Consider the following 23,996-nt stretch of genomic DNA (forward strand, 5'->3'; position numbering starts at 1 on the left):
TGTGGAAATCGAAAATTGGACAATAAATGTTCTTCCATAAACGCGGTTTTCAAGAATCAGGTATAATAAGGCGAGACAGGCAGGGAGGTTTGTTCGGTGGCAATGTATCGGGAAAAGCGTTTTGAGGAGATCAAAAGACTGCTGGCAGTCCGCAATGAACTGAGTATTGACGACATTATGAAAGCAGTTGGCGTTTCTCGCGACACAGCGCGCCGGGACATTGTGGCCTTGGATGCTCAAGGAATTGCCCGCCGAACCCGCGGTGGCTTGGTATCGTTAAACTTCGGCCACAGTATTCCCAGCTACTCGGCTCGTTTGAAACGGTTTTCGACCCAGAAGACGAAAATGGCTAAGGCAGCATTATCGCTGATCAAACCGGGCGGCGTTTATTTCATTGATGACTCGACCACGCTGTTGAAATTGTCACAGTCCATTCGTCATCCGGTGACCGTCTATACGCACAGCCTCGACAATGCCATTGCCCTTTCAGTAGAAGAACAAGTCAACCTGCATCTTTTTGGCGGCAAGCTTGATCACCACGCGCGATTCTTCTTTGAGCCGACCATGTTAGAAACTTTGCGCCGGATTGCTTTTGATGCCGCGTTTATCGGCGCAACAGCCATTGCCGAAGACGGCGTGTATTTTTCCTATATGGAAGATGCACAGGTTAAACAAGCAGCAGCGTTATCGGCGCGTCAGGTGGTCGTAGTGTCTGAAACCGAAAAGTTCCAGATTGAAGCGCCTTACCGCGGATTGGAACTTGGACAGATTAGCACGCTGATTACGGACAAGAAATTATCAGCGCCGCAAAAACGCTGGTTTGCTCCACAAACAAATTTTATCGTTGGCAGCTGAGCAGTACTTAGCAAAAAAGGATTTGATACGTATTCAACTTAAGCAAATAGCCTATCAGCAACGGATTCACGAGGAGGTGGCGTCATGACAACGCCGCTTGTGACGATTATTGTACCGGTTTATAACCTTGAGGCATATGTGGCGCATGGCTTGCAAAGCCTCTTGGCCCAAACTTATTCCCATTTACAGATCATTGTGATTGATGATGCTTCCGACGATCGGTCCCCACAGATCGTGAGCCATTTTGCCCAGCTGGACAACCGAATTCATGCCATTTTAAAATCGGTTAACCAAGGTGTTTCTGCAGCGCGTAACAGCGGATTGGCGCAGGCCCGGGGTGAGTTGATCGCATTCATGGATGGCGATGACTGGTATGAGCCGGACTTCATTGCCCATGCCGTTAAAATGATGAATCAAGGATGGGATCTCATTGCGATGCCGTTTTTCCGGGATGATCCTGACCCAAAACCGGTACGATCGGGGTTACGCAAGGCAAAACAACTGACGCGCGAAGGCCTGATTCGGCAGATGCTGCATCCAGTGGGTTATATTCGTGGTTATCTATGGAACAAAGTTTTTCGCCGTGACGTTATTGAACGATTGCAGTTGCGCTTCGACGAGCAAATGTCCATTATGGAAGACGAACTATTTACAGCAACTTACGTGATGGCAACGCACCACTTCCTGTATACGGGTCATCCGACTTATCACCATGTGGTCCGGCGCGATTCGGCCACCCAGTCCTTGGGTATTTTTGGTGCGATTCCGCAGCAACTGTATGCTTTATGGCGCATTCATCGGGTTTTGCGCCACGCACGCCGCCGCGCCAAAGCAACTAAGAAAGAAATCGTTAAAATCGATCATTGATCAGGAGGATCACGGACTTTGGCAGAAAATTTAATGACTTTCCCGCAATTGAAACAGGCAGCCAAGAAACAACTGAAAACGGGAACGAATCGTCGGGATCTCATGCTGGCGTACTTGTTACCGAGCTTATTACAGGCCGCGGCGATGATCACCGTTTATTTGATGATTCAGGCGGTGGTGCAAGGCTTCGGTGCCGAAAAAGTACTCACCGATCCGACCGGTTTTCAGGCCTACTACGCCCAAAGCAGTAATGACAGCGGCATGGTGAATACCATTCAAAGCCTTGTTGTGACGATGTTGGTCCAAGGCGTTAACTTTGCGGTGCTGGACCTCGTCCGCAACCATGAACGTGTACGGCCGCTTCAAGCTGTGTTAGGTCTATTTAACGGTAAATGGTTTTGGGGATCCATTTCATTGTGGATCTTTATGTATTTTCTGACACTCATCGGGTTTTCTTTCCTGATCTTTCCCGGAATCATGTTGGCGCTAGGATGGCGACAGGCGTTTTGGGTCTTTAAAGATGGGCACGAAGCCGATCAACGATTTTCGTCCATCACGGCCTTAATCGGATCGTGGCGCCTCATGAAAGGTTTTAAGTCAGATTTACTGGGCTTGTATCTTTCGATGATTGGCTGGTATTTGTTGGAAAATGCCACGTTCCATCTCTTCGACTGGGCCATCAATCCTTATCTGCAGCTGGTTCACGCGAATTACTACGAAAACCGCCGTGCATACAAAATGGCGGCCTTGCATCGCAATGGTTCTGACGTGCACTTTTAGCACAGGCAGGGTATACTGACAGCGATTGAAGACGGAGTCAGGAATTGTGTGGTGCTAAAAGAAGAAGGTTGGCGCTGTTATTATGGAAACCGAAGCATATATGACCTTGGCAGAAGTCAAAAAGCGGCAGGCCAGTTTAAAAGACAAAATGCCGCTTGATCAGGCGATTGCCGAAAATATTCAAAACTGGGCACAGTGGCTGCTAGACGAAGGATTTGAAGGCAGCTACTTCACGGCCAAGCTAAACGGGAATGCGATTATGATTAGCGATCTCGATGGCCGGCAAGTCGCAACCATCACCACCGATGCGTCTAGTTATGTCGATGCGTTCAAGCAGTCAGATAGAATGACGATGCTGACAGTTCAAAGCAAGTTGCGCCGGCTGATTGACCAGCACGGTATTAAAACGCAGTGACCGGCACAAATCACTTGGAAGTATGCCAAAATAAAAACACCGCAATGCAGCGGTGTTTTTTCGTGTTATCAAGTTGTGGCTCATCAGAAAATCTTCATCCGATTTAACGGCCAATACCGCCAAACAACGACTGATTGAATCTTGGACTTATCGACAAAGCCAAAATCACGACTGTCGTGGGAAACCAAACGATTGTCGCCCATCACGAAATATTTTCCAGCGGGGACTTTGGCTGATTTGGTTGACGAAAGCGTCTTGATATTGAAATCGTTGGTGAACTTAATACTGGACGGATCCAGTCCCTGTTGACTGGCCCATTTATTAATTTCATCACGTGAAAACTTATGATTCAAATAGGGTTCGGCAATTGCCTTGCCATTAACATACAGTTTGTCATTTTTGGAACTCACCGTATCGCCTGGCATCCCGATAACCCGCTTGATGTAAAGCGACTTTGGCCGATCAGGCGCATTGATCACGACAATATCGTTGCGTTTAGGTTTCTTGATCCGAACTGAATATAACCGTTCATTATTCTCCAATGTCGGTTGCATCGATGTCCCCTGCACCACATCTTTGCTTAGGACGTAGCGCATCAGCAGCTGGGACGCGAAGAAAATGACGACGAAAAGAAGCAGAAACTCAAGGATCGTTCTTAAGGCGGATTGATTGTTGTTTTTCAAAATGACACCTTCCGGTACAGATTAACCTTAGTCTACCACAAGCGTTCTATCCACGACTAGAAAGTTCGTCTTTCAATCATACTTCGGGAAAAAGCCGCTTTTTTCTGCTTGCCGACATAGGTCAACAATCTGGGCGTATTCAGCCAGCATCAAGCACCAGCGATGCGGCAAACTCGTGTAACCATAGGCCAAGCCTGCTAAGCCGCCGGTCAACGCGGCTGCGGTATCGGTCGCGCCGCCGAGCATAAGCGCATTTAAAACCGCATCATGATAATCCGGCCAGGTTTGGAGTGCGTGTAAGACCCGAGCCAATAAACTTAGAGGATCGGTGGCAGTGCCATCTGATGCCTGCGCTTCGAGTTTGGTTTGGAATGCAGCAAAAGCAGGTTGATAAGTTGGCTGATCCGCAAAGTATGCGGCGGTTTTGCTGATGCCGGTGGTGATTGCCGTGGGTAAGTCAGGGGCATCGGCAAGCAGTTCAATCGCAATTTGGGTATAAATGGCAGAAGCGACCATATTTTCAGGATCCAGATTGGTGAGCGTGACAAAATTTTGAAAGAGCCGGCTGCCTTCCGCTTTTTGGAACAGGTTGGTTTCAAATGTCTGGTAAGCAAAAAAGGCAAATGGCAACGTGCGAATCAAGGCTCCTGGTTCGTTAGGCGCCGCTGTGGCTTTTCCCGTGGTCAAGGTCGTTTCGACACTTGACCAAATATCAGGATTCCTTTTCCCATAGGGTGCGTACTCGCCGTTTTTGAACCAAGCTTGGTAGGCATTGACCAGTGCGTTTTGGTCGAACCCATGCTGCAACGCATCCAGACCGGCCAGGGTAAGGCCTGTTTCATCTGAGTAAGTGCCGGCCGGCTGATTGAACGTGCCATAGCCCTTCATCCCAGTCACCGGCGAAGCGGCTAACTCAGCCTGCGTTTGGCCCTTGACCGGCAGTCCCAAAGCATCACCGATGGCAAAGCCAACCGTGGCGTGAATCAAACGTGATTCCATGATGCCCATTATTTGTCTCCTCCTTATATAAGAAAGCGCCCATTATGCATGTCGCAGGCACAGCATCAGCGGACGCTATGTTTGCCAGCGAGATGCGTCATGGGCAGCACCGATTAATCATAGACATGAAGTTATTATTTCCCTAGAAAAGAAGAAATTGCAAAAGATTTGCCTCGTTGTAAAACAACAGTGGCTGTGATAGCCTAGCAAGCAGTAGCTATTTTCAGAAAGCCAGCCTGCCAATTGTTTGATAAAAGCTTTGGTGTACGGCTAGCAAGGCAGCCAAGCACGTCGCGGTAAGCACGATTGAGCGTGACCGTGATGCTTGGATTTCAGGAAAAAGTTGATCCATTTGGCAAGATGCCCAGCAATGAGCAAAAGGTGCTGCCGGTATTTTAGTTGGATCAATGACGGTTTATAGATTAAGGAGTTCTCATGAGTGTTTTAACCGTAACCGGGTTGTCACAACGGTTTTTAGATAAAGTGTTATATCAAGATGCCAGTTTTCAGGTGAATATTGAGGACCATCTTGGCGTGATTGGCCAAAATGGGGTTGGCAAAAGTACGTTAATCAAGATTTTAACGGGAGCCTTGACGCCGGATGCCGGGAAAATCGTCTGGCAAAAACACCTGCAGGTTGGGTACTTAGACCAGTACGCTAACTTGGTGCCTGGCCAGACCGTGATCGAATTTTTGCGTACAGCCTTTGAGGGACTTTATCGCAAAGAGGCCAAAATGAATCAAATTTACGCAGATTATGCGACAAACCCGGACGATGCGCTGTTGGCAAAAGCTGGCGAGCTTCAGCAGGAATTGGAAGCCGGCGATTTTTATGAACTCGAAACCACGATTCAAACTGTGGCGGAAGGTTTAGGCATCACGGCCATGGGGATGGATCATCCGGTTGACGCGCTTTCGGGTGGTCAGCGTTCAAAACTGATTTTGGCAAAATTACTGCTTGAAAAACCGGATATGCTCCTACTCGATGAACCGACCAATTACCTGGATGTGTCGCACATTGAATGGTTGACCGACTGGCTCCAGAACTTCGAAGGAGCCTTTATTGTTATTTCTCACGATTTTGATTTCCTCGAAAATGTGACCAACGCGGTTTTGGATATTGAGTTCGGCCAGATCACGAAATACACCGGCACTTTGAAACAGGCCATGCGCCAAAAGGAAGCTGACCACGAAACGTACCTGAAGGCGTTCGCCAAGCAGCAGGAAACCATCAAGAAAACCGAAGCTTTTATCCGCAAGTTTAAGGCCGGAACGCGCGCCACAATGGCTAAAAGCCGGGAAAAGCAGCTGGCCCGCATGGACAAATTGACACCACCGGGAACTCGTTCTAAAGCCCACTTGGCGTTTCCTTATCTGCCAGTGAATCGGCAGATTTTGGTCGATGTGAATAACCTGGTTGTTGGCTATGATCAACCATTGTTGCAGCCAATCAACTTTTCGGTCGCAAAAGATCAGATCATTGCGTTTGAAGGGTTTAATGGGGTCGGTAAATCGACGTTATTAAAAACGATCCTCGGGTTAATTCCGGCCATTAGTGGCAGTGTTGAGATCGCCGACAACGTGGTCTTTGGGTATTACGAGCAGGAACTACATTGGGATCAGCCTAAGCAAAGTCCGGTTCAGTATTTGCAGCAACGTTTCCCGGCGTTAACCCAGAAAGTTGTACGCCAAGTGCTGTCGCGAACTGCTTTGACAAGTGAAGAGGCCAATAATCCGTTAACCATGCTGTCCGGGGGCGAACAAGCCAAAGTCAAATTGGCAGAACTCATGTTGCAGACCACCAATATTCTGATTATGGATGAGCCAACCAACCATTTGGACGATGACACCAAGAACGCATTGCGCACCGGACTACAACAATATCCCGGCGCCGTCTTACTCGTCTCACATGAGGCAGGCTTTTATGATCGATCCTGGGTGGATACGGTTGTTAACGTGGAACAGTTACAAGTTAAGGCGTGATTCAATTTCCGTCTGAAGCAAATAAACTAGACTAATTTTCGCGAAAAAAGAGGCGCTACCGACAAAATGGTTGTTGGTGGCGCCTCTTTTTGGGTGTTTAGTTCGTATTGGAACGCGCAGTGGCATGTTGAATTGCTAATGATCCGAATGCCAAACCAGTTGCGTATAGGTATAAGTGAGATGATCAGTGACTGGCATGTGGGCATTTTCGTTTCCAGTCAGCGCCTTGGCAAGTTGGCTGGCCGCCTTTACACCCAGAGGCACGGTTAGCTCAGGCAAAAGATCGCTAATCGTTGTCTGTTCCACAAGATGATAAGTCAGCGTATGTGATTTGAACGGAATGTAGTGGTCACGTAACCACCGCTCATAGCTGGCAACGCGACTAGGGTCTGCCTGATAAGTGACCGGCACGGGTTGGCCTAAATAAGTTAGCGCGCGATCCATCAAAGCGTCAGACTGTTCGCTTTGAAAGTTCAACACAACGCTTTGATTAGCCCAGTCGGTTAATAATGACAGTTCATTGGCTTCCAGCGTGGGTAACTGGCTAACAAAAATAAGATCGGCAGTAGGCCTCGCTTCGAGCTGATGCCAATCGGCGGTTATGAAGTTGACCGATGTAGTCGAATTGGCTGTTAGCTGTTGCCTTGCATAAGCCAGCATGGCAGAAGACCAGTCGATTAACGTCAGTTGTTGGACATGCGCGGCGAAGCGAGCGGCGTAACGGCCGGTCCCGGCAGCAAGGTCAACGAGTGATTTAGTCGGCAGCAGCCCTTCAGCGAGCAGCCATGCGGTGACATCTCGAGCAATTGGCAAACGTGACGCTTTCTCGGCCGCGGCGTAGTCCTCGGCGAATTGATTCCAAAAGGCGCGATCTTCTTTCATGAAAAGATATTTCCCCTCTGAAAATTTTTTTGAAAAAGTAGTTGACTTAAACGGAGAACCTGCGTAGTATATTACGAGTTGTCAGTCATCAAAACAGTTTAAACCGCACAGCGATTTAAAAAAAGATGTTGACAAAGGGTTGCCAATTTGATATTCTAATTGAGTTGTCGCTTGGCAACAAAGTCGTCCTTTGAAAACTGAACAAAGTTTCGTTTAAATGTGCAGGGTCCTTGATACTCCGGTATCGAGGCAAAAAGTAACATTTGCGAAGTCAATTCGCTAGAACAACAAATCGAGCTATTCGAACAGCTCATATTTATATGAGAGTTTGATCCTGGCTCAGGATGAACGCTGGCGGCGTGCCTAATACATGCAAGTCGAACGAGTTTTGGTCGATGAACGGTGCTTGCACTGTGATTCGACTTAAAACGAGTGGCGGACGGGTGAGTAACACGTGGGTAACCTGCCCTTAAGTGGGGGATAACATTTGGAAACAGATGCTAATACCGCATAAATCCAAGAACCGCATGGTTCTTGGCTGAAAGATGGCGCAAGCTATCGCTTTTGGATGGACCCGCGGCGTATTAGCTAGTTGGTGAGGTAACGGCTCACCAAGGCGATGATACGTAGCCGAACTGAGAGGTTGATCGGCCACATTGGGACTGAGACACGGCCCAAACTCCTACGGGAGGCAGCAGTAGGGAATCTTCCACAATGGACGCAAGTCTGATGGAGCAACGCCGCGTGAGTGAAGAAGGCTTTCGGGTCGTAAAACTCTGTTGTTGGAGAAGAATGGTCGGCAGAGTAACTGTTGTCGGCGTGACGGTATCCAACCAGAAAGCCACGGCTAACTACGTGCCAGCAGCCGCGGTAATACGTAGGTGGCAAGCGTTATCCGGATTTATTGGGCGTAAAGCGAGCGCAGGCGGTTTTTTAAGTCTGATGTGAAAGCCCTCGGCTTAACCGAGGAAGCGCATCGGAAACTGGGAAACTTGAGTGCAGAAGAGGACAGTGGAACTCCATGTGTAGCGGTGAAATGCGTAGATATATGGAAGAACACCAGTGGCGAAGGCGGCTGTCTGGTCTGTAACTGACGCTGAGGCTCGAAAGCATGGGTAGCGAACAGGATTAGATACCCTGGTAGTCCATGCCGTAAACGATGAATGCTAGGTGTTGGAGGGTTTCCGCCCTTCAGTGCCGCAGCTAACGCATTAAGCATTCCGCCTGGGGAGTACGACCGCAAGGTTGAAACTCAAAGGAATTGACGGGGGCCCGCACAAGCGGTGGAGCATGTGGTTTAATTCGAAGCAACGCGAAGAACCTTACCAGGTCTTGACATCTTTTGATCACCTGAGAGATCAGGTTTCCCCTTCGGGGGCAAAATGACAGGTGGTGCATGGTTGTCGTCAGCTCGTGTCGTGAGATGTTGGGTTAAGTCCCGCAACGAGCGCAACCCTTATGACTAGTTGCCAGCATTCAGTTGGGCACTCTAGTAAGACTGCCGGTGACAAACCGGAGGAAGGTGGGGATGACGTCAAATCATCATGCCCCTTATGACCTGGGCTACACACGTGCTACAATGGATGGTACAACGAGTTGCGAGACCGCGAGGTCAAGCTAATCTCTTAAAGCCATTCTCAGTTCGGACTGTAGGCTGCAACTCGCCTACACGAAGTCGGAATCGCTAGTAATCGCGGATCAGCACGCCGCGGTGAATACGTTCCCGGGCCTTGTACACACCGCCCGTCACACCATGAGAGTTTGTAACACCCGAAGCCGGTGGCGTAACCCTTTTAGGGAGCGAGCCGTCTAAGGTGGGACAAATGATTAGGGTGAAGTCGTAACAAGGTAGCCGTAGGAGAACCTGCGGCTGGATCACCTCCTTTCTAAGGAAACAGACTTTAAGTCTGACGGAAACCTGCACACACGAAACTTTGTTTAGTTTTGAGGGGACGACCCTCAAGCACCCTAGCAGGTGCGACTTTGTTCTTTGAAAACTGGATATCATTGTTGTAAATGTTTTAAATTGCCGAGAACACAGCGTATTTGTATGAGTTTCTAATTTAGAAATTCGCATCGCATAACCGCTGACGCAAGTCAGTACAGGTTAAGTTACAAAGGGCGCACGGTGGATGCCTTGGCACTAGGAGCCGATGAAGGACGGAACTAATACCGATATGCTTCGGGGAGCTATAAGTAAGCTTTGATCCGGAGATTTCCGAATGGGGGAACCCAGTACACATCAGTGTATTGCCTGCAAGTGAATTCATAGCTTGTTGGCGGCAGACGCGGGGAACTGAAACATCTCAGTACCCGCAGGAAGAGAAAGAAAACTCGATTCCCATAGTAGCGGCGAGCGAAGTGGGAAGAGCCCAAACCGAGAAGCTTGCTTCTCGGGGTTGTAGGACTGGACATTGGAGTTACCAAAGTTCGACGTAGTCGAAGTCAGCTGGAAAGCTGCGCCATAGAAGGTGAAAGCCCTGTAAGCGAAACGGCGAACCCTCCGTCCAGGATCCTGAGTACGGCGGAACACGTGAAATTCCGTCGGAATCCGGGAGGACCATCTCCCAAGGCTAAATACTCCCTAGTGACCGATAGCGAACCAGTACCGTGAGGGAAAGGTGAAAAGCACCCCGGAAGGGGAGTGAAACAGTTCCTGAAACCGTGTGCCTACAATTAGTCAAAGCCCGTTAAGGGGTAATGGCGTGCCTTTTGTAGAATGAACCGGCGAGTTACGTTTGCCTGCGAGGTTAAGATGAAAAGTCGGAGCCGGAGCGAAAGCGAGTCTGAACAGGGCGAATGAGTAGGCAGATGTAGACCCGAAACCAAGTGACCTACCCATGACCAGGTTGAAGGTGTGGTGAAACACACTGGAGGACCGAACCCATGTATGTTGAAAAATGCTGGGATGAGTTGTGGGTAGCGGTGAAATTCCAAACGAACTTGGAGATAGCTGGTTCTCTCCGAAATAGCTTTAGGGTTAGCCTCGGAGGATGGATCATGGAGGTAGAGCACTGTTTGAACTAGGGGCCCATCAAGGGTTACTGAATTCAGATAAACTCCGAATACCATCGATCTTACTCCGGGAGTCAGACAGTGAGCGATAAGGTCCATTGTCGAAAGGGGAACAGCCCAGATCACCAGTTAAGGTCCCTAAATTTATGCTAAGTGGAAAAGGATGTGGCGTTGCACAGACAACTAGGATGTTGGCTCAGAAGCAGCCACCATTTAAAGAGTGCGTAATAGCTCACTAGTCGAGTGGCACTGCGCCGAAAATATACCGGGGCTAAGCATAATACCGAAACTGTGGGTGCACCCGTCAGGGTGCGCGGTAGGAGAGCGTTCTAAGGGCGTTGAAGGTCGATCGTGAGGACGGCTGGAGCGCTTAGAAGTGAGAATGCCGGCATGAGTAGCGAAAGATCAGTGAGAATCTGATCCACCGTATGACTAAGGTTTCCTGGGGAAGGCTCGTCCTCCCAGGGTTAGTCGGGATCTAAGGCGAGGCCGCAAGGCGTAGTCGATGACAAGCAGGTTGAGATTCCTGCACTAGTTTATTTTGTTTAAGCGATGGAGGGACGCAGGAGGCTAAGGAAAGCGCACGGCTGGAAAAGTGCGTCCAAGCCGCAAGTCTGGTGGCGAGTGAAATGCTTGCGACCATAAGGACAAGCGGTGATGGGGAGCGAAATTAAAGTAGCGAAGTTCCTGATGTCACACTGCCAAGAAAAGCTTCTAGTGAGAAATAAACTACCCGTACCGCAAACCGACACAGGTAGTCGAGGAGAGTATCCTCAGGTGAGCGAGCGAACTCTCGTTAAGGAACTCGGCAAAATGACCCCGTAACTTCGGAAGAAGGGGTGCTGACCGCAAGGTCAGCCGCAGTGAATAGGCCCAAACAACTGTTTATCAAAAACACAGGTCTCTGCTAAATCGAAAGATGATGTATAGGGGCTGACGCCTGCCCGGTGCTGGAAGGTTAAGAGGATGAGTTAGCGCAAGCGAAGCCCAGAATTGAAGCCCCAGTAAACGGCGGCCGTAACTATAACGGTCCTAAGGTAGCGAAATTCCTTGTCGGGTAAGTTCCGACCCGCACGAAAGGCGTAATGATTTGGGCACTGTCTCAACGAGAGACTCGGTGAAATTATAGTACCCGTGAAGATGCGGGTTACCCGCGACAGGACGGAAAGACCCCATGGAGCTTTACTGTAGCTTGATATTGAGTGTTGGTACCGCTTGTACAGGATAGGTAGGAGCCGTAGAGATCGGAACGCTAGTTTCGATGGAGGCGTTGGTGGGATACTACCCTAGCTGTATGAACACTCTAACCCGCGCCACTAATCGTGGCGGGAGACAGTGTCAGGTAGGCAGTTTGACTGGGGCGGTCGCCTCCTAAAATGTAACGGAGGCGCCCAAAGGTTCCCTCAGAATGGTTGGAAATCATTCGCAGAGTGTAAAGGTAGAAGGGAGCTTGACTGCGAGACTGACAAGTCGAGCAGGGACGAAAGTCGGGCTTAGTGATCCGGTGGTTCCGTATGGAAGGGCCATCGCTCAACGGATAAAAGCTACCCTGGGGATAACAGGCTTATCTCCCCCAAGAGTCCACATCGACGGGGAGGTTTGGCACCTCGATGTCGGCTCATCGCATCCTGGGGCTGTAGTCGGTCCCAAGGGTTGGGCTGTTCGCCCATTAAAGCGGTACGCGAGCTGGGTTCAGAACGTCGTGAGACAGTTCGGTCCCTATCCGTCGCGGGCGCAGGAAATTTGAGAGGAGCTGTCCTTAGTACGAGAGGACCGGGATGGACGTTCCGCTGGTGTACCAGTTGTGCCGCCAGGCGCATCGCTGGGTAGCTATGAACGGAAGGGATAAACGCTGAAAGCATCTAAGTGTGAAGCCCCCCTCGAGATGAGATTTCCCATTCCTATATGGAAGTAAGACCCCTGAGAGATGATCAGGTAGATAGGCTGGAAGTGGAAGTGCAGCGATGCATGGAGCGGACCAGTACTAATCGGTCGAGGACTTAACCAAGTAGAGCGTGAGCAGGAGCGCTTAGAAACCGGAGCATAAGCGGGCCTGAGTTCGTTGGCCGGGTTTTGGCCAATGGACTCAGGGTCCTTATGTGGAGGTTTCTGCGACTGCGAACGCGTTTCGATGAAATACGCCGATTCTCAGCAAAGCAAACAACCAACAATGATAGCCAGTTTTGAGAGCGCAAAGTTCTCATAAGTGTGGTGGCGATAGCAAGAAGGATACACCTGTTCCCATGCCGAACACAGAAGTTAAGCTTCTTCACGCCGAGAGTAGTTGGTGGGAAACTGCCTGCGAGGGTAGGAAGCTGCCACGCTAAGATAAGATCCGGTCATATTGACTGGGTCTTTTTTTGATGAGCGTGAGCCAGCCCGGTTAGAAACCGGAGCATAAGTGGGCCTGAAGTTCGTTGGCCGGGTTTTGGTCAATGGACTCAGGGTCCTTATGTGCAGGTTTCTGGGCTGGCGAGCGCGTTATAGAACGCGGAAATCTGAACTCACACTTGCCAACCATAGAACAGGTCTTCCATTGAGACTCTTTGCCATTGCGACCGAGGTCCTTACACGCAGACTCCTGTGCCGGGGAGCGCGTTATAGAAAGCGAAAGTCAGATTTCACGTTTGCCAATAATAGAACAAACTCCCAATTGATATTTGTTTAAAGCCACTTACACGCAGACTTCTGCGCCAGTGAGCGCGTTAAGAAAGCAGAAGTAGGAATTTCAAACCTGCCTTAAACAGAACAAAATTCATAACTCTCCACAAACGGAAAATCAAAAAATAATCTTGAAACAACAGTACCATGCGTGCTACATTGCAGAAGCAAGCGGAAAAGGGGACCATAAAATGCCAGTGAATGCGACGAAAGAGACACTAAAGGAGTTGACCGCTACCGGAACGGTGGTTGTCGACTTTTGGGCGCCGTGGTGTGGGCCTTGTAAGGTGCTTGATCCGATTTTAAGTGCGCTTGAAAAAGAACTGTCAGGGCTAAAAGTAGTGCGCTATAACGTGGAGGCGGATGCTTCGGTGCCGCAAACATTGGGAATCATGACAGTGCCGACAATAGTAGTCTATCAGCAGGGACAACCAAAAGAAAAAGTGAGCGGCGTTTATGCCAAAGAAAAATTGAAGCGTTACTTTGAAAAGAAGTTAGAGGCAGCGCGATGACACATTCAATTGAACAAGAAAAAACCCAAACTCCAAATCGTGTCTTAGCTACCTGCCTTTTAGCCGGGCGAATTATGATCGAAGGCGGTTCGGAAATGTATCGGGTGGAAGACACGATGCGCCGAATCGCTTTTAACGCTGGTCAACCGCAAACTTTGGTGTTTACGACGCCAACTGGGATTTTTGCCAGCATCGAAAATCAACCGTATATTCAGGAACGGCCGATTAGCAAACGCTCGATTGATATGGAAAAAGTCTCCCGGGTGAATCAGCTTTCCCGATCGTTTGCTGCTAAGGAAATTGATCTGGATACTTTATATGCGGCACTGCTTAAATTAGATCAGAATACGCCGTTTTTCCCAATTTGGTGGCAGGTTATCGGTGCTGCAGTTGTCAGTTTGACCTTAATGGTTTTATTTGCGCAAAAATACAACTGGTTTGATATGCCTTTGGCGGCGTTGGTTGGCGCACTTGGTTTTTGGGTGAATATCAAGGTGAATGCCTTAACGAATATTCGCTTTATCAGTGAATTACTCGGCGCTTTGGTTGTCGGATTAACGGCATGGATCGGTGTTAAATTAGGGTTAGGTCATGATCTGGATGACATTATCATCGGTGCGATTATGCCGCTCGTGCCGGGTGTGGCGATTACCAATTCGATCCGGGATATGTTGGCCGGGCATCTGTTGTCCGGCATGGCGCGGGGCATGGAAGCAATCTTAAGCGCCTGTGCCATTGGTGTTGGGATTGCCATTATTTTCCGGTTCTTTTAGTGAAGGAGGCAGTGCTTTTGCCGTGGTTTGTTGCGTTATTGATCCAGCTATCTTTTAGTTATTTAGCAACCGTTGCGTTTGCGGTGATTATCAATGTTCCGCGCAAGGCACTGAATCTTGCTGGTTGGGCTGGCATGATGGGATGGCTGGCATACTGGCTATTGATGGAGGCAGGTATTGGCCGGATGATGGCTAACTTGACCGGTGCCTTTGTCATTGGGGTATGCGGCATCTTTTTTGCGCGTTATAAAAAAATGCCTGTCATTATCTTCAACATTCCGGGATTTGTTCCATTGGTGCCAGGAGCCGTTGCCTATCAGGCGGTTCGCGCCGTGGTGATGGGGCAGCTGGATAGTGCTTTGCAATATGTCAGTCGCGTGATCATGATTGCCGGGGCGATTGCAGTCGGTTTCATGTTGGCGCAACTATTGTCAGAATTGTTGTATAAACAGGCAGTCTTGAAGCCGAAAAAGTGATATACTGTTTCTATGCGATGAGTCGAGTAAGCACGGTTCTTGTGCTGAAAGTTGCAGCTGACTGGTTAAAAGCCACCCGCCGGATTGTGGGGTCAGCGATCTCAAGGTTGTGGAGCCAGCGAGATCCTATCCAAGTTAAATTGGGTACTGTAAAAATTGGCAGTCAAGCTTAATGCTTGGCTGCTTTTTTTTCGTTTCACGCCGTTTTGGCTGTTTTCACTCTGTTTTTTAAAAATCAAAAAGAGTTCCGAAATCATTCGCTCATTAACAAAATTATGAGAATGATGTCCTTAATTTTAGTGACATTTCACATTAAGACAGCGTCTGGAAAACGCTCAGATCGCGACACATCAGCCGCTTTGGTTAAAACACGCAAAAAATTAAAAATTTAAGTTGACTTTTTACGTGAATCCAATTAGTATTCTAACCAATCATTAATTTTAACGGGAGAAGGCGAGTCAATGTCATCTATGTGTATGTCATTTAAAAAGAGCAATATTCGTCAAAGCATATGCTTAGTCTTGTTGTTGATGCCAGGGACCCGACAGTTTGATCGTTAATGATCAGCGTATCGAGCCCCGTTTTCGTATTGACAATGGGGCTGATACTTGGCACCCATTCGTCGGAATGGGTGCCTTTTTGTTAAAGATTAATGAAAATTACTAGGGATGTTAAAAGGGGGAACCAAAATGAAAAAGAGCGTTGTGAAAGCCTTGATTGGCGCGGGAGTTGTCGCTGCGTCCATGTTGGTGCTGACCGGTTGTGCGACTAAGAGTGCGGCGAATAAAGGCAACACCGCGGGCAATACCATTAAGATCGGCGTGAATATGGAATTGTCCGGTGCCGTGGCTGGTTATGGCGAGCAGGAAAAGCAAGGGGTCGAGCTGGCAGTTAAGCAGATTAATGCTGCTGGCGGCGTGAAAGTTGGTAACAGCAAGAAAAAGCTGACGGCAGTTTATCGCGACAACAAGTCGTCAACCAGCGGGGCGGCGTCGGTTGCGGCGCAGTTGGCAAATAACGAGAAGGTCGTTGCTATCGTTGGGCCGGCGACGACTAATAACGGGACGGCTTCGATTCCAAATATCACCAAAGCGGCAGTGCCGATGGTGGGGCCAAGCGCAACGGATCCTAATTTCACCTTGCAGAAAAACGGTCAGGTGCAGCCTTACGTTTTCCGCGCCTGTTTTACAGACACTTTCCAGGGACAAAAAGCCGCGGTTTTTGCCGATGACACGTTGAAAGCGAAAAATGTGGCAATTATTGCCGACAACTCAACAGATTATGGTACCGGCTTGGCCAAGGCGTTTAAGAAGGAGTTTACCGGCAAGGTCGTAACCACGGAATATTATCAATCAGGCGATAAAGACTTCAATGCCATGTTGACGAATATTAAAAACAAAAAAATCGATGCGATTTATGCGCCGGGTTACTATTCTGAACTGGGCCTGTTGATTAAACAAGCGCGTCAGTCCGGGATCAAGGTACCGATCATTGGGGCAGATGGCATGGCCGATCCTAAACTGGCGCAGATTGCCGGCAACGAAAATGCGACCGATGTTTATTACACCACGCCATTTTCAACGTTGGCTGCCAATCGTAGTTCGCTAGTTAAGACATTCATGAATAACTATCAAAAACAGTACAACGCAAGCGCGCCGACATTTTCTGCGCTGGCCTATGATTCGGTTTACATGATCAAGCAGGCCATCGAAGACCAGAAGTCAGCGGATTCGGCAAGCATCGCTAAAGGGTTGGCGAAAATCAAAAATATGCCCGGCGTGACCGGAACAACCAGCATTGATAGCAAGCATAATCCAGAAAAGCCAATTGCAGTTGAAGAACTGACGCAAGGCAAGATTACGAAGGCCTATACCGTTAAATAGGCGTTTTCCACAATTCTGGGAAGGGGGCACCAACTTTGCAGACCATGATGCAACAAATGATCAATGGACTTTCACTCGGCAGTATTTATGCCTTGCTTGCGCTGGGCTACACCATGGTCTATGGGATCATCAAGTTGATCAACTTCGCTCATGGCGATATTTATATGCTCGGCGCGTTTTGGGGTTATTACGCGATTAATTTTTTACACTTAGGGTTTGTTGGGGCTTTATTATCGGCGATGGTGATGGCCAGTCTTTCAGGAGTTTTAATCGAGTATCTGGCGTATCGGCCATTGCGTAATTCACCACGGATCGCTGCTTTGATTACCGCGATCGGCGTATCGTTTTTCCTTGAAAATGGCATGTCGTTCCTTTTTGGCGCTAATGCCCGGAATTTTCCGCAAGTAATCACCACCAAAACTTATTATGTGTTCGGCGTGGGAATTTCTAATGTGCAACTGCTGATTTTGTCCACATCGTTGCTGCTGATGGTGCTGTTACAATTCATCATTAAGCAAACGACGATGGGGAAGGCGATGCGCGCGGTCGCGGTGGATCCGCAGGCGGCGCAACTGGTCGGGATTAATCCGGATCACGTTATCTCGTTCACCTTTGCTTTGGGCTCGGCCTTGGCAGGGGCAGCGGGCGTTATGATCGGACTTTATTACAACTCGATCGATCCTTTGATGGGGATGGTGCCCGGGATCAAGGCGTTTGTCGCGGCGGTTGTCGGCGGTATCGGCTCGGTGCCGGGTGCGGCAGTCGGCGGCTTCCTGATCGGTCTGCTGGAAACCGGTGTGCAGGCCATTGGATTGTCGGCTTACAAGGATGCGGCGGTTTATCTGGTTCTGATTTTGGTGCTGGTTGTTTTGCCGGCGGGCTTGTTCGGCAAACGTCAACGGGAGAAGGTGTGAGCGCATGCTAAAAAACTTACGCAGCAAATTAATCTGGTTGGCGATCATGGTCAGCGGCTTTGTTCTGATCAATGTCGGGGAATTAACCGGCGTGATCAACACCTTTATCGAAAATGCCTTGGTGACAGTTGGCATTAATATTATTTTGGCAGTCGGGTTAAACCTGATTATCGGGTTTTCGGGTCAATTTTCACTGGGGCATGCTGGCTTCATGGCCATCGGTGCCTACACAACGGCGATTGTGACGCAGAATATGGCGACACCGCTTGGCTTTTATCTGGCGATGGCGTTGGGGATGGTGATTGCGATCGTGGCGGCGCTGATTGTCGGCATTCCGACCTTGCGACTGCGCGGCGATTATCTGGCCATTGCGACCATGGGGGCGGCGGAAATTATTCGCGTGGTGATTAATAATCTGAAAATCACCAACGGCCCTGCCGGTATGTTTAACATTCCCCCGCTGGCATCATGGCCAACGGTTTATGTCTTGATGTGCGTGACAACGGTGGTCATCGTCAACTTTATTCATAGTCGGGCTGGACGCGCGGTGATGGCAATTCGCGATGATGACATTGCGGCCGAATCGATCGGGATTAACCCGACCAAATGGAAACTGGCTGCGTTTGTGTTAGGCGCCGCGACTGCCGCAATTGGCGGATCGTTGCATGCCAGCTATCTGCAGACCATTGCGCCAGGAGATTTTGGTATTATGAATTCGATCTCACTGCTCATCATTGTGGTGTTGGGCGGCGTCGGCAGTATGACCGGAACCTTTGTGGCGGCGATTGTCTTGGGGATCATCGACACGGCGTTACAGAACTTTGGCACGCTACGTATGGTGATTTATGCACTCGCCTTGATTTTGCTGATGGTCTTCAAGCCATCCGGACTACTAGGACATTACGAACTTTCTTTTGGGCGTAAACGGCGCGCGCGAAAGGAGGCAGCATCCTCATGACGAACCAACTTGTAATCGATCATGTCAGCAAAGTGTTTGGTGGGCTGAAGGCAGTCGCCGATGTGAGTTTGACCATTGAGCAAGGTGCGTTAATCGCGTTAATCGGGCCAAATGGGGCTGGCAAAACCACCTTGTTCAACATGTTGACCGGCGAATCCGGGCCAACGACCGGAACAATAACCTTAACGACTGCTAACGGCGATGTCGACATTACCAAAAAGAAAGCGTACCAAGTTGCCAAGTTGGGCGTTGCGCGAACTTTTCAGAACATTCGGTTGTTCGGCGCCATGTCAGTGAAGGAAAATGTGCTGGTGGCCAGAACCCATCTGTACCACGAAGATTTTCTCGGAACGGTTTTACGCTTGCCTCAATTTTATCAACGGGAACATGACGTCGGCGCCGCGGCTGATGAGTTACTGGACTTTTTTGACCTAGCTGATGTCGCAGATGAACCCACGGCGAGTTTGCCTTATGGGACCCAGCGGCGCGTTGAAATTGTTCGCGCTGTCGCTACGAAGCCACAGTTATTATTTTTGGACGAGCCAGCAGCGGGGATGAATCCGGAAGAAACGGCTGATTTGAGTCGGCTGATCGCCCGGGTGCGGGAACATTTTGGCATTACCGTGGTGTTGATTGAACATGATATGTCGTTGGTGATGAATCTGGCCGAATATATTTATGTGTTGGACCACGGCGCAATGATTGCCGAGGGAACACCTCAAGTGATTCAACGCGATCCGCAAGTTATTCGAGCTTACTTGGGAGGTGACGTGCATGCTTGAGGTCAAAGATCTGGTGGTTAATTATGGCGGGATCCAAGCGGTAAAAGACGTCAGCTTCCGCGTTCACACCGGCGAAATTGTGGCGCTGATCGGAGCAAACGGTGCGGGTAAAAGTACCATCTTGAAAACTATCTCAGGCTTGTTGCGGCCGCGCTCCGGTACCATCCTATATGAAGATAAAAACATCGTGGGCATGGCGGCCGCTAAAATCGTAAAAATGGGGATCTCGCAAGTGCCAGAAGGCCGGCATATCTTTGCTGGGCTGACAGTCAGTGAAAACCTGCAGATGGGCGCGTTTGGTCTCAAAGACAAGCAGGCTGCGAGTGATCAGTTGGCGGTGGTTTACGATCGTTTTCCGGTTCTAAAGGAACGACTCAATCAAGACGCTGCAACGCTGTCCGGTGGCGAGCAGCAGATGCTGGCAATGGGACGCGCACTCATGGCACGGCCGAAGCTTCTTTTGTTAGACGAGCCATCGATGGGCTTATCCCCGATTTTCATTCAGGAGATCTTCGACATCATTACCAAAATCAACGAACAAGGCACCACGGTTTTGTTAATCGAACAAAATGCCAAGCAGGCGCTGGCAATTGCAAATCGCGGGTATGTTTTGGCCAGTGGGACAGTGAAGTTGACCGGTACAGGAGCGGAATTGCTGGCGGATCCAGCGGTTCAGGCAACTTACCTAGGCGCACAGCCGGCGACTTGAGTAGGGGCAGAAAATTAAAAGTTTAATTGTTTTGGATAGGTGGCCACGAGTCACTTATTTTTTTGCCAAAAAGCATGGCTTCAGCAACCAGGCTGGCGTAGTATGGAAAACGAATGTAATTTTTAAATGAAGTCGTCAGGATATCTGTGTGAACGATATTAGGAGGATGAAAATTGACATTAACCGAACACCAGCAGTGGCTAGTTCACTTTTACCAGAAGCACAATTGGTACGCTTATAGTCCCTTCATTCGGCTTAATTTTCTGACTGAGGAAACCGGTGAATTGTCGCGGGCGATTCGGGCGCTGGAAATTGGCCGCGATCATCCGGGTGAGCCGGTTAAAAGTCAGCATGCCTTGGATGCCAATTTGAAAGAAGAATTGGCTGATGTTCTCGATCAGGTTCTGATTCTAAGCGACAAGTTTGGTATTGATCCGGAAAGTTTGCTTGAACAAAGCGAACGAAAGCTGACGCAGCGGTTTAAGCGCCATGCGTGAAGCCTGAGTCTTGCCAGCTAGTTTAGATCTTTTGTGAATCGGATCGGGTAACTAGCAAAAAACAGGCCACCGCATGAATGCGATTGACCTGCTTTTTTTATGCTTCAATTATCGCGGCTTGTTCATCAAGGATTCTGACTGCCGTCACGTGGCGCTGGACCGACACCACGGCCGCTACCGCCTTGACCCGGACGAACCCCTTGTTGATTTGGTGTTGCGACCATGTATTGACTGATCAAATTAACGATTTGTCGGTTTTGCGGCAAGTCACTGTGGCCGGCCTCGTCACCCGAAACAGTGATCTGGGTGTAATGGGCGACCTGATTTTGGAAAATATACTTACCTGCTTCGACACTTTCGATCGGCACGGTGCCGTCACCATCGAGGTTTTCGGTTCCGGCAATCGAGTAAACAGTTAAGGTGCTTGGCAGCTTGTCCCGACTGGTAATGAAGTCGTTCAACATCTGGGTGCGGTTGTTAGGGTTACTTTCTTCGAGATTATATGGCGTCCCGATCGTCATGAGGCGGGTCATCTGCACGTCGGACTCGTTGTAATATTTTTCGAGAAAAAGGGTGAAAATGAGGCCGCCGTTACTGTGGCCAATGCCGCGGAAACGATTGAAGTTATAGGTTTTGGCCAGCTGCTTGAAGGCAATATTAAACCACGCTGCCTGCTTTTTGATGTTGTTGTAGCCGTCCTTGTTATTTTCAAATGCAACGACGATGTAAGGCTCGGTGTCACGCGCAGCGATTTTGCCGCTGTAAGTCAGTGTGCCATCTGTTTTCACCGTGATCTTCAGGAGACTGTGACCATTCGTCTGGTTGTTGAGCTGGGTGATTAAGGTGTTGAAGCGGTCTTCAGTCGCCGAGCTCCCTGGGATTAAGATGATGGGCTGCATCCGCGAATTATGAACGACCCGCGCCGATTTGACGTTTTGGGCCATCCATTTGGTTGCTGGAAACACGACTGCCCCGATGGCAAGAATGCTGAAAAGAATAAGCAGCCATCTGCGCCAGTGTTTAATCATGATGATCACCGACTTTCGCTGATTCAAGACTGACAGTTTCGGCCAACCGGACAAACGGCGCGTAAATCAACACCGAGACGATTAAGCAGATCACGGCCACCACTAAGGCAACCAGATTGCCGTTCGTGCCAAGAAACGCTGCCAGCGGTCCCGGCGTAGTCGTCGGGACTGTGTAAACCGAAGGCGGCATGAGACGCAGACGGATGGCGGCCCAGGCAATTACCATGTTGACCAAAGGGGTGATCAGAAACGGTACTAACAAAATCGGATTCAGCGTCACCGGCCACCCGATCATCACAGGGGAACTAACATTGACCAAACCCGGCAGAAGCGATAGCCCGGCAATCCGCCGTAATGGTTTGGATCTTCCTACCCAAAGTGTCGCAATAATCAGCGCTAATGTCATGCCGACGCCGCCAAAGCTGGCAAACGGATGGTAGATGGTATTCATGGTGATCGGGTTCGGCACGTTGAACAAATTAGCGTGCTCCAGCGCATAGTTTAAGTTCGCCGTGCCAGTCGTACTTCCTGACTGCACCATTAACGGATTAATGGGACCTTCAATTCCGCCCCACCACATAAGCGCATTGATCGTTGTGACCAACGCAAGGCGAAGCGATACATGCGGTATGTTCGTGGCCGGCACCTGGAAAACGACATAGAAAAGACCGATAAAACCTTCTGTTGACACAAAAGTAAGACCGTAAGTGATCGCAACACAACTAATAAGGATCAGTACAGTCAACCAAGTGCCCCGCAAACCGCGACTGATTAGGCCGGCGATGGTGTAATGTTGTGAGGGTTCCTCAAAATCGGCGTGGGTGAAGCGAAATAACCAGCCGATCAGCAAGCCGAAAACAATGGCGATGAATAAGCCGCGATAGCCGAAGTTGTTCATCTGGAACGGCGATTGAGCATTGCGCTGTGCATTAAAATTCAAAATTAAAAAAGCACCGACACTGGTGAGTGCCGCCAGTGAATCATCCTTTTTATAAGAACGGGCAATGTATTTTGCAACGAAGAAGGCAGCCATGACGGACATCAGATCAACGGTCACGGTTTCAATGATCAACAAAAGCGTGCGAATTTGGTTGTAGTGAGGGATGACATTGTCAAGATTGTAGATGACCGCAAAAAAACCATTGCGTGAAAAGACGCTTAGTTCCAGCATCTGGGCCCACGCGCCGACCATGACAAACGGGAAAATGACAGCAAAAGTTTGCTGAAGTGCACGATAAATCCGGTTATGCCGCAATCGAACACTGTTTGCCACGAGCATGGGAAGCAATCTTTGCATGAGATTGCTCATTACTGCCATCTCCCTTAATTTTTATTTGATGAAGTTCTATTAAGGTTATTCTAACAAATATTAATGTGAGCGAGTAGCTTTAAGACGGAATCTTGACGAGTTTAACGATTTGCTGAAAAAGTAGGAATGAGAACTTATTTTCCAGCATGCAAGGGCTTCCGTACCATGGTATTCTTAAGTCAAGACAGTAAACGGAAATGCGTTCGCTGGCGCAGGAGTCTGCGTGTAAGTGCCTTAGTCGCAATGGCCAAGATCGGGCATCGGGCCATCACACCTGACCACTTACACTCCGGTTTCTAAGCGCGCCAGCTCACGCTCTTAATTCTTGGAGGCGTAAAAATGAATAAGAACGAAAAACCATTGGCAAAATATATTGATCACACCTTATTGAAACCGGATGCAACGCAGGACGAGATTGATGTCGTTTTGGATCAGGCAAAGCAGTATGATTTTGCCTCGGTTTGCATCAATCCTTATTGGGTTGCGCGGGCTGCGGCCAGCTTACACGATACGGACGTCAACGTTTGTACCGTGATTGGATTCCCGCTTGGCGCCAACACAACGCAGACCAAGGTTTTTGAAGCCGGTCAGGCGCTTGATGAAGGCGCCAAGGAAGTCGACATGGTCTTGAACATCGGCGAGCTAAAAGCAGGCCATGATGACCATGTTCGTGCCGACATTCAAGCCGTTGCGGATATGACCCATGCAAAAAGCGGTTTGTTGAAAGTCATCATTGAAGCGGTTTTGTTGACTGATGAGGAAAAGGTGACGGCTTGCAAGTTGGCGGCTGCTGCCGGCGCTGATTTTGTCAAGACATCAACCGGCTTTGCTGCTGGCGGGGCAACGGTTCATGATGTTGCGCTTATGCGGCAAACAGTCGGTGATAAGCTGGGCGTTAAAGCCGCTGGCGGTATTCACTCCTATGCCGAAGCCAAGGCGTTGATTGAAGCCGGCGCTGATCGGCTAGGGGCAAGCGCCGGTGTTCAGATTTTGAAGGAAGCGGGGGAGGCATAGT

Annotated in this window: 20 protein-coding genes and 3 rRNA genes; 18 read left to right on the forward strand and 5 right to left on the reverse strand. The window is 49.3% G+C overall.

The annotated features are described in order from the left end of the window. The first annotated feature begins 96 nt into the window (after positions 1-96). The 4 genes from LACSTY_RS01235 (at position 97) to LACSTY_RS01250 (ending at position 2,917) form a co-directional block, all read left to right on the forward strand. On the forward strand, positions 97-855 hold the full coding sequence (locus LACSTY_RS01235) for a DeoR/GlpR family DNA-binding transcription regulator (RefSeq protein ID WP_010489757.1): 759 nt from the start codon (positions 97-99) through the stop codon (positions 853-855). Between the two features lie 84 nt (positions 856-939). Next, positions 940-1,722 (forward strand): glycosyltransferase family 2 protein, encoded by a 783-nt coding sequence (locus LACSTY_RS01240; protein WP_087911395.1) that lies wholly within the window; start codon positions 940-942, stop codon positions 1,720-1,722. An 18-nt stretch (positions 1,723-1,740) separates the two neighbouring features. After that, the gene (locus LACSTY_RS01245; protein WP_087911396.1) at positions 1,741-2,502 is read left to right on the forward strand and encodes a DUF975 family protein; all 762 of its coding nucleotides are present in this window, start codon (positions 1,741-1,743) and stop codon (positions 2,500-2,502) included. Between the two features lie 82 nt (positions 2,503-2,584). After that, positions 2,585-2,917 carry a hypothetical protein gene (locus tag LACSTY_RS01250; RefSeq protein ID WP_049170449.1) on the forward strand — a complete coding sequence of 111 codons (333 nt, stop codon included), beginning with the start codon at positions 2,585-2,587 and terminating at the stop codon, positions 2,915-2,917. A gap of 83 nt (positions 2,918-3,000) precedes the next feature. Here LACSTY_RS01250 and lepB read toward each other — a convergent pair whose 3' ends face one another. Beyond that, the gene (gene lepB / locus LACSTY_RS01255) at positions 3,001-3,600 is read right to left on the reverse strand and encodes a signal peptidase I (protein WP_010489740.1); all 600 of its coding nucleotides are present in this window, start codon (positions 3,598-3,600) and stop codon (positions 3,001-3,003) included. A 72-nt stretch (positions 3,601-3,672) separates the two neighbouring features. After that, complete coding sequence (locus LACSTY_RS01260; RefSeq protein ID WP_087911397.1) at positions 3,673-4,608, reverse strand: ADP-ribosylglycohydrolase family protein; 936 nt, start codon at positions 4,606-4,608, stop codon at positions 3,673-3,675. A gap of 426 nt (positions 4,609-5,034) precedes the next feature. Here LACSTY_RS01260 and LACSTY_RS01265 point away from each other — a divergent pair, with 426 nt between their 5' ends. Continuing rightward, the gene (locus LACSTY_RS01265) at positions 5,035-6,582 is read left to right on the forward strand and encodes an ABC-F family ATP-binding cassette domain-containing protein (protein WP_087911398.1); all 1,548 of its coding nucleotides are present in this window, start codon (positions 5,035-5,037) and stop codon (positions 6,580-6,582) included. 135 nt (positions 6,583-6,717) lie between these two features. On the opposite strand, the gene LACSTY_RS01270 is transcribed toward LACSTY_RS01265, so the two are convergent. Continuing rightward, positions 6,718-7,464, reverse strand: coding sequence for a class I SAM-dependent methyltransferase (locus LACSTY_RS01270; protein WP_087911399.1), 747 nt, complete (start codon positions 7,462-7,464; stop codon positions 6,718-6,720). Positions 7,465-7,780: 316 nt separating this feature from the next. Here LACSTY_RS01270 and LACSTY_RS01275 point away from each other — a divergent pair. From LACSTY_RS01275 to LACSTY_RS01330, 12 genes are all read left to right on the forward strand, one after another. Continuing rightward, positions 7,781-9,350: ribosomal RNA gene (locus LACSTY_RS01275) — 16S ribosomal RNA — on the forward strand. 219 nt (positions 9,351-9,569) lie between these two features. Beyond that, positions 9,570-12,487: ribosomal RNA gene (locus LACSTY_RS01280) — 23S ribosomal RNA — on the forward strand. Positions 12,488-12,686: 199 nt separating this feature from the next. Beyond that, a 5S ribosomal RNA gene (gene rrf / locus LACSTY_RS01285) occupies positions 12,687-12,803 on the forward strand. Together the 16S, 23S and 5S rRNA genes form the textbook arrangement of a ribosomal RNA operon. 528 nt (positions 12,804-13,331) lie before the next feature. Then, on the forward strand, positions 13,332-13,652 hold the full coding sequence (locus LACSTY_RS01290; protein ID WP_070650393.1) for a thioredoxin family protein: 321 nt from the start codon (positions 13,332-13,334) through the stop codon (positions 13,650-13,652). After that, positions 13,649-14,425: a threonine/serine exporter family protein gene (locus tag LACSTY_RS01295; RefSeq protein WP_087911401.1), complete on the forward strand. Its 777-nt coding sequence runs from the start codon at positions 13,649-13,651 to the stop codon at positions 14,423-14,425. The genes LACSTY_RS01290 and LACSTY_RS01295 overlap by 4 nt, the downstream gene beginning before the upstream one ends. A gap of 17 nt (positions 14,426-14,442) precedes the next feature. Further along, positions 14,443-14,901 (forward strand): threonine/serine exporter family protein, encoded by a 459-nt coding sequence (locus tag LACSTY_RS01300; RefSeq protein ID WP_010492690.1) that lies wholly within the window; start codon positions 14,443-14,445, stop codon positions 14,899-14,901. 689 nt (positions 14,902-15,590) lie between these two features. Next, entirely contained in the window at positions 15,591-16,784 is a 1,194-nt protein-coding gene (locus LACSTY_RS01305) for an ABC transporter substrate-binding protein (protein ID WP_087911403.1), read from the forward strand. Positions 16,785-16,819: 35 nt separating this feature from the next. Continuing rightward, on the forward strand, positions 16,820-17,698 hold the full coding sequence (locus LACSTY_RS01310) for a branched-chain amino acid ABC transporter permease (protein ID WP_049172071.1): 879 nt from the start codon (positions 16,820-16,822) through the stop codon (positions 17,696-17,698). Positions 17,699-17,702: 4 nt separating this feature from the next. Then, entirely contained in the window at positions 17,703-18,656 is a 954-nt protein-coding gene (locus tag LACSTY_RS01315; protein ID WP_087911404.1) for a branched-chain amino acid ABC transporter permease, read from the forward strand. Further along, on the forward strand, positions 18,653-19,438 hold the full coding sequence (locus tag LACSTY_RS01320; protein WP_087911405.1) for an ABC transporter ATP-binding protein: 786 nt from the start codon (positions 18,653-18,655) through the stop codon (positions 19,436-19,438). Before LACSTY_RS01315 ends, LACSTY_RS01320 begins: the two co-directional genes overlap by 4 nt. Next, positions 19,431-20,147, forward strand: coding sequence for an ABC transporter ATP-binding protein (locus tag LACSTY_RS01325; protein WP_087911406.1), 717 nt, complete (start codon positions 19,431-19,433; stop codon positions 20,145-20,147). Before LACSTY_RS01320 ends, LACSTY_RS01325 begins: the two co-directional genes overlap by 8 nt. A 173-nt stretch (positions 20,148-20,320) precedes the next feature. Further along, positions 20,321-20,644 (forward strand): MazG nucleotide pyrophosphohydrolase domain-containing protein, encoded by a 324-nt coding sequence (locus LACSTY_RS01330; protein ID WP_047107746.1) that lies wholly within the window; start codon positions 20,321-20,323, stop codon positions 20,642-20,644. 125 nt (positions 20,645-20,769) lie between these two features. On the opposite strand, the gene LACSTY_RS01335 is transcribed toward LACSTY_RS01330, so the two are convergent. Continuing rightward, positions 20,770-21,672, reverse strand: coding sequence for an alpha/beta hydrolase (locus tag LACSTY_RS01335; protein WP_049172065.1), 903 nt, complete (start codon positions 21,670-21,672; stop codon positions 20,770-20,772). After that, entirely contained in the window at positions 21,665-22,981 is a 1,317-nt protein-coding gene (locus LACSTY_RS01340; protein ID WP_049172063.1) for a PTS sugar transporter subunit IIC, read from the reverse strand. The genes LACSTY_RS01335 and LACSTY_RS01340 overlap by 8 nt, the downstream gene beginning before the upstream one ends. A gap of 339 nt (positions 22,982-23,320) precedes the next feature. Between LACSTY_RS01340 and deoC the strand changes: the two genes are divergently transcribed. Further along, the gene (gene deoC / locus LACSTY_RS01345; RefSeq protein WP_087911407.1) at positions 23,321-23,995 is read left to right on the forward strand and encodes a deoxyribose-phosphate aldolase; all 675 of its coding nucleotides are present in this window, start codon (positions 23,321-23,323) and stop codon (positions 23,993-23,995) included. Position 23,996 lies beyond the last annotated feature (1 nt).

Source organism: Lacticaseibacillus styriensis (assembly GCF_030770295.1).
In the GTDB taxonomy this organism is placed as follows: domain Bacteria; phylum Bacillota; class Bacilli; order Lactobacillales; family Lactobacillaceae; genus Lacticaseibacillus; species Lacticaseibacillus casei.

Excerpts from the sequence above, each read along its gene's own strand:
- LACSTY_RS01240 (WP_087911395.1), top strand. The coding sequence starts at position 940 with ATGACAACGCCGCTTGTGACGATTATTGTACCGGTTTATAACCTTGAG.
- LACSTY_RS01250 (WP_049170449.1), top strand. The coding sequence starts at position 2,585 with ATGGAAACCGAAGCATATATGACCTTGGCAGAAGTCAAAAAGCGGCAG.
- LACSTY_RS01260 (WP_087911397.1), bottom strand. The coding sequence starts at position 4,608 with ATGGGCATCATGGAATCACGTTTGATTCACGCCACGGTTGGCTTTGCC.
- LACSTY_RS01265 (WP_087911398.1), top strand. The coding sequence starts at position 5,035 with ATGAGTGTTTTAACCGTAACCGGGTTGTCACAACGGTTTTTAGATAAA.
- LACSTY_RS01270 (WP_087911399.1), bottom strand. The coding sequence starts at position 7,464 with ATGAAAGAAGATCGCGCCTTTTGGAATCAATTCGCCGAGGACTACGCC.
- LACSTY_RS01290 (WP_070650393.1), top strand. The coding sequence starts at position 13,332 with ATGCCAGTGAATGCGACGAAAGAGACACTAAAGGAGTTGACCGCTACC.
- LACSTY_RS01295 (WP_087911401.1), top strand. The coding sequence starts at position 13,649 with ATGACACATTCAATTGAACAAGAAAAAACCCAAACTCCAAATCGTGTC.
- LACSTY_RS01305 (WP_087911403.1), top strand. The coding sequence starts at position 15,591 with ATGAAAAAGAGCGTTGTGAAAGCCTTGATTGGCGCGGGAGTTGTCGCT.
- LACSTY_RS01315 (WP_087911404.1), top strand. The coding sequence starts at position 17,703 with ATGCTAAAAAACTTACGCAGCAAATTAATCTGGTTGGCGATCATGGTC.
- LACSTY_RS01320 (WP_087911405.1), top strand. The coding sequence starts at position 18,653 with ATGACGAACCAACTTGTAATCGATCATGTCAGCAAAGTGTTTGGTGGG.
- LACSTY_RS01325 (WP_087911406.1), top strand. The coding sequence starts at position 19,431 with ATGCTTGAGGTCAAAGATCTGGTGGTTAATTATGGCGGGATCCAAGCG.
- LACSTY_RS01335 (WP_049172065.1), bottom strand. The coding sequence starts at position 21,672 with ATGATTAAACACTGGCGCAGATGGCTGCTTATTCTTTTCAGCATTCTT.
- LACSTY_RS01340 (WP_049172063.1), bottom strand. The coding sequence starts at position 22,981 with ATGAGCAATCTCATGCAAAGATTGCTTCCCATGCTCGTGGCAAACAGT.
- deoC (WP_087911407.1), top strand. The coding sequence starts at position 23,321 with ATGAATAAGAACGAAAAACCATTGGCAAAATATATTGATCACACCTTA.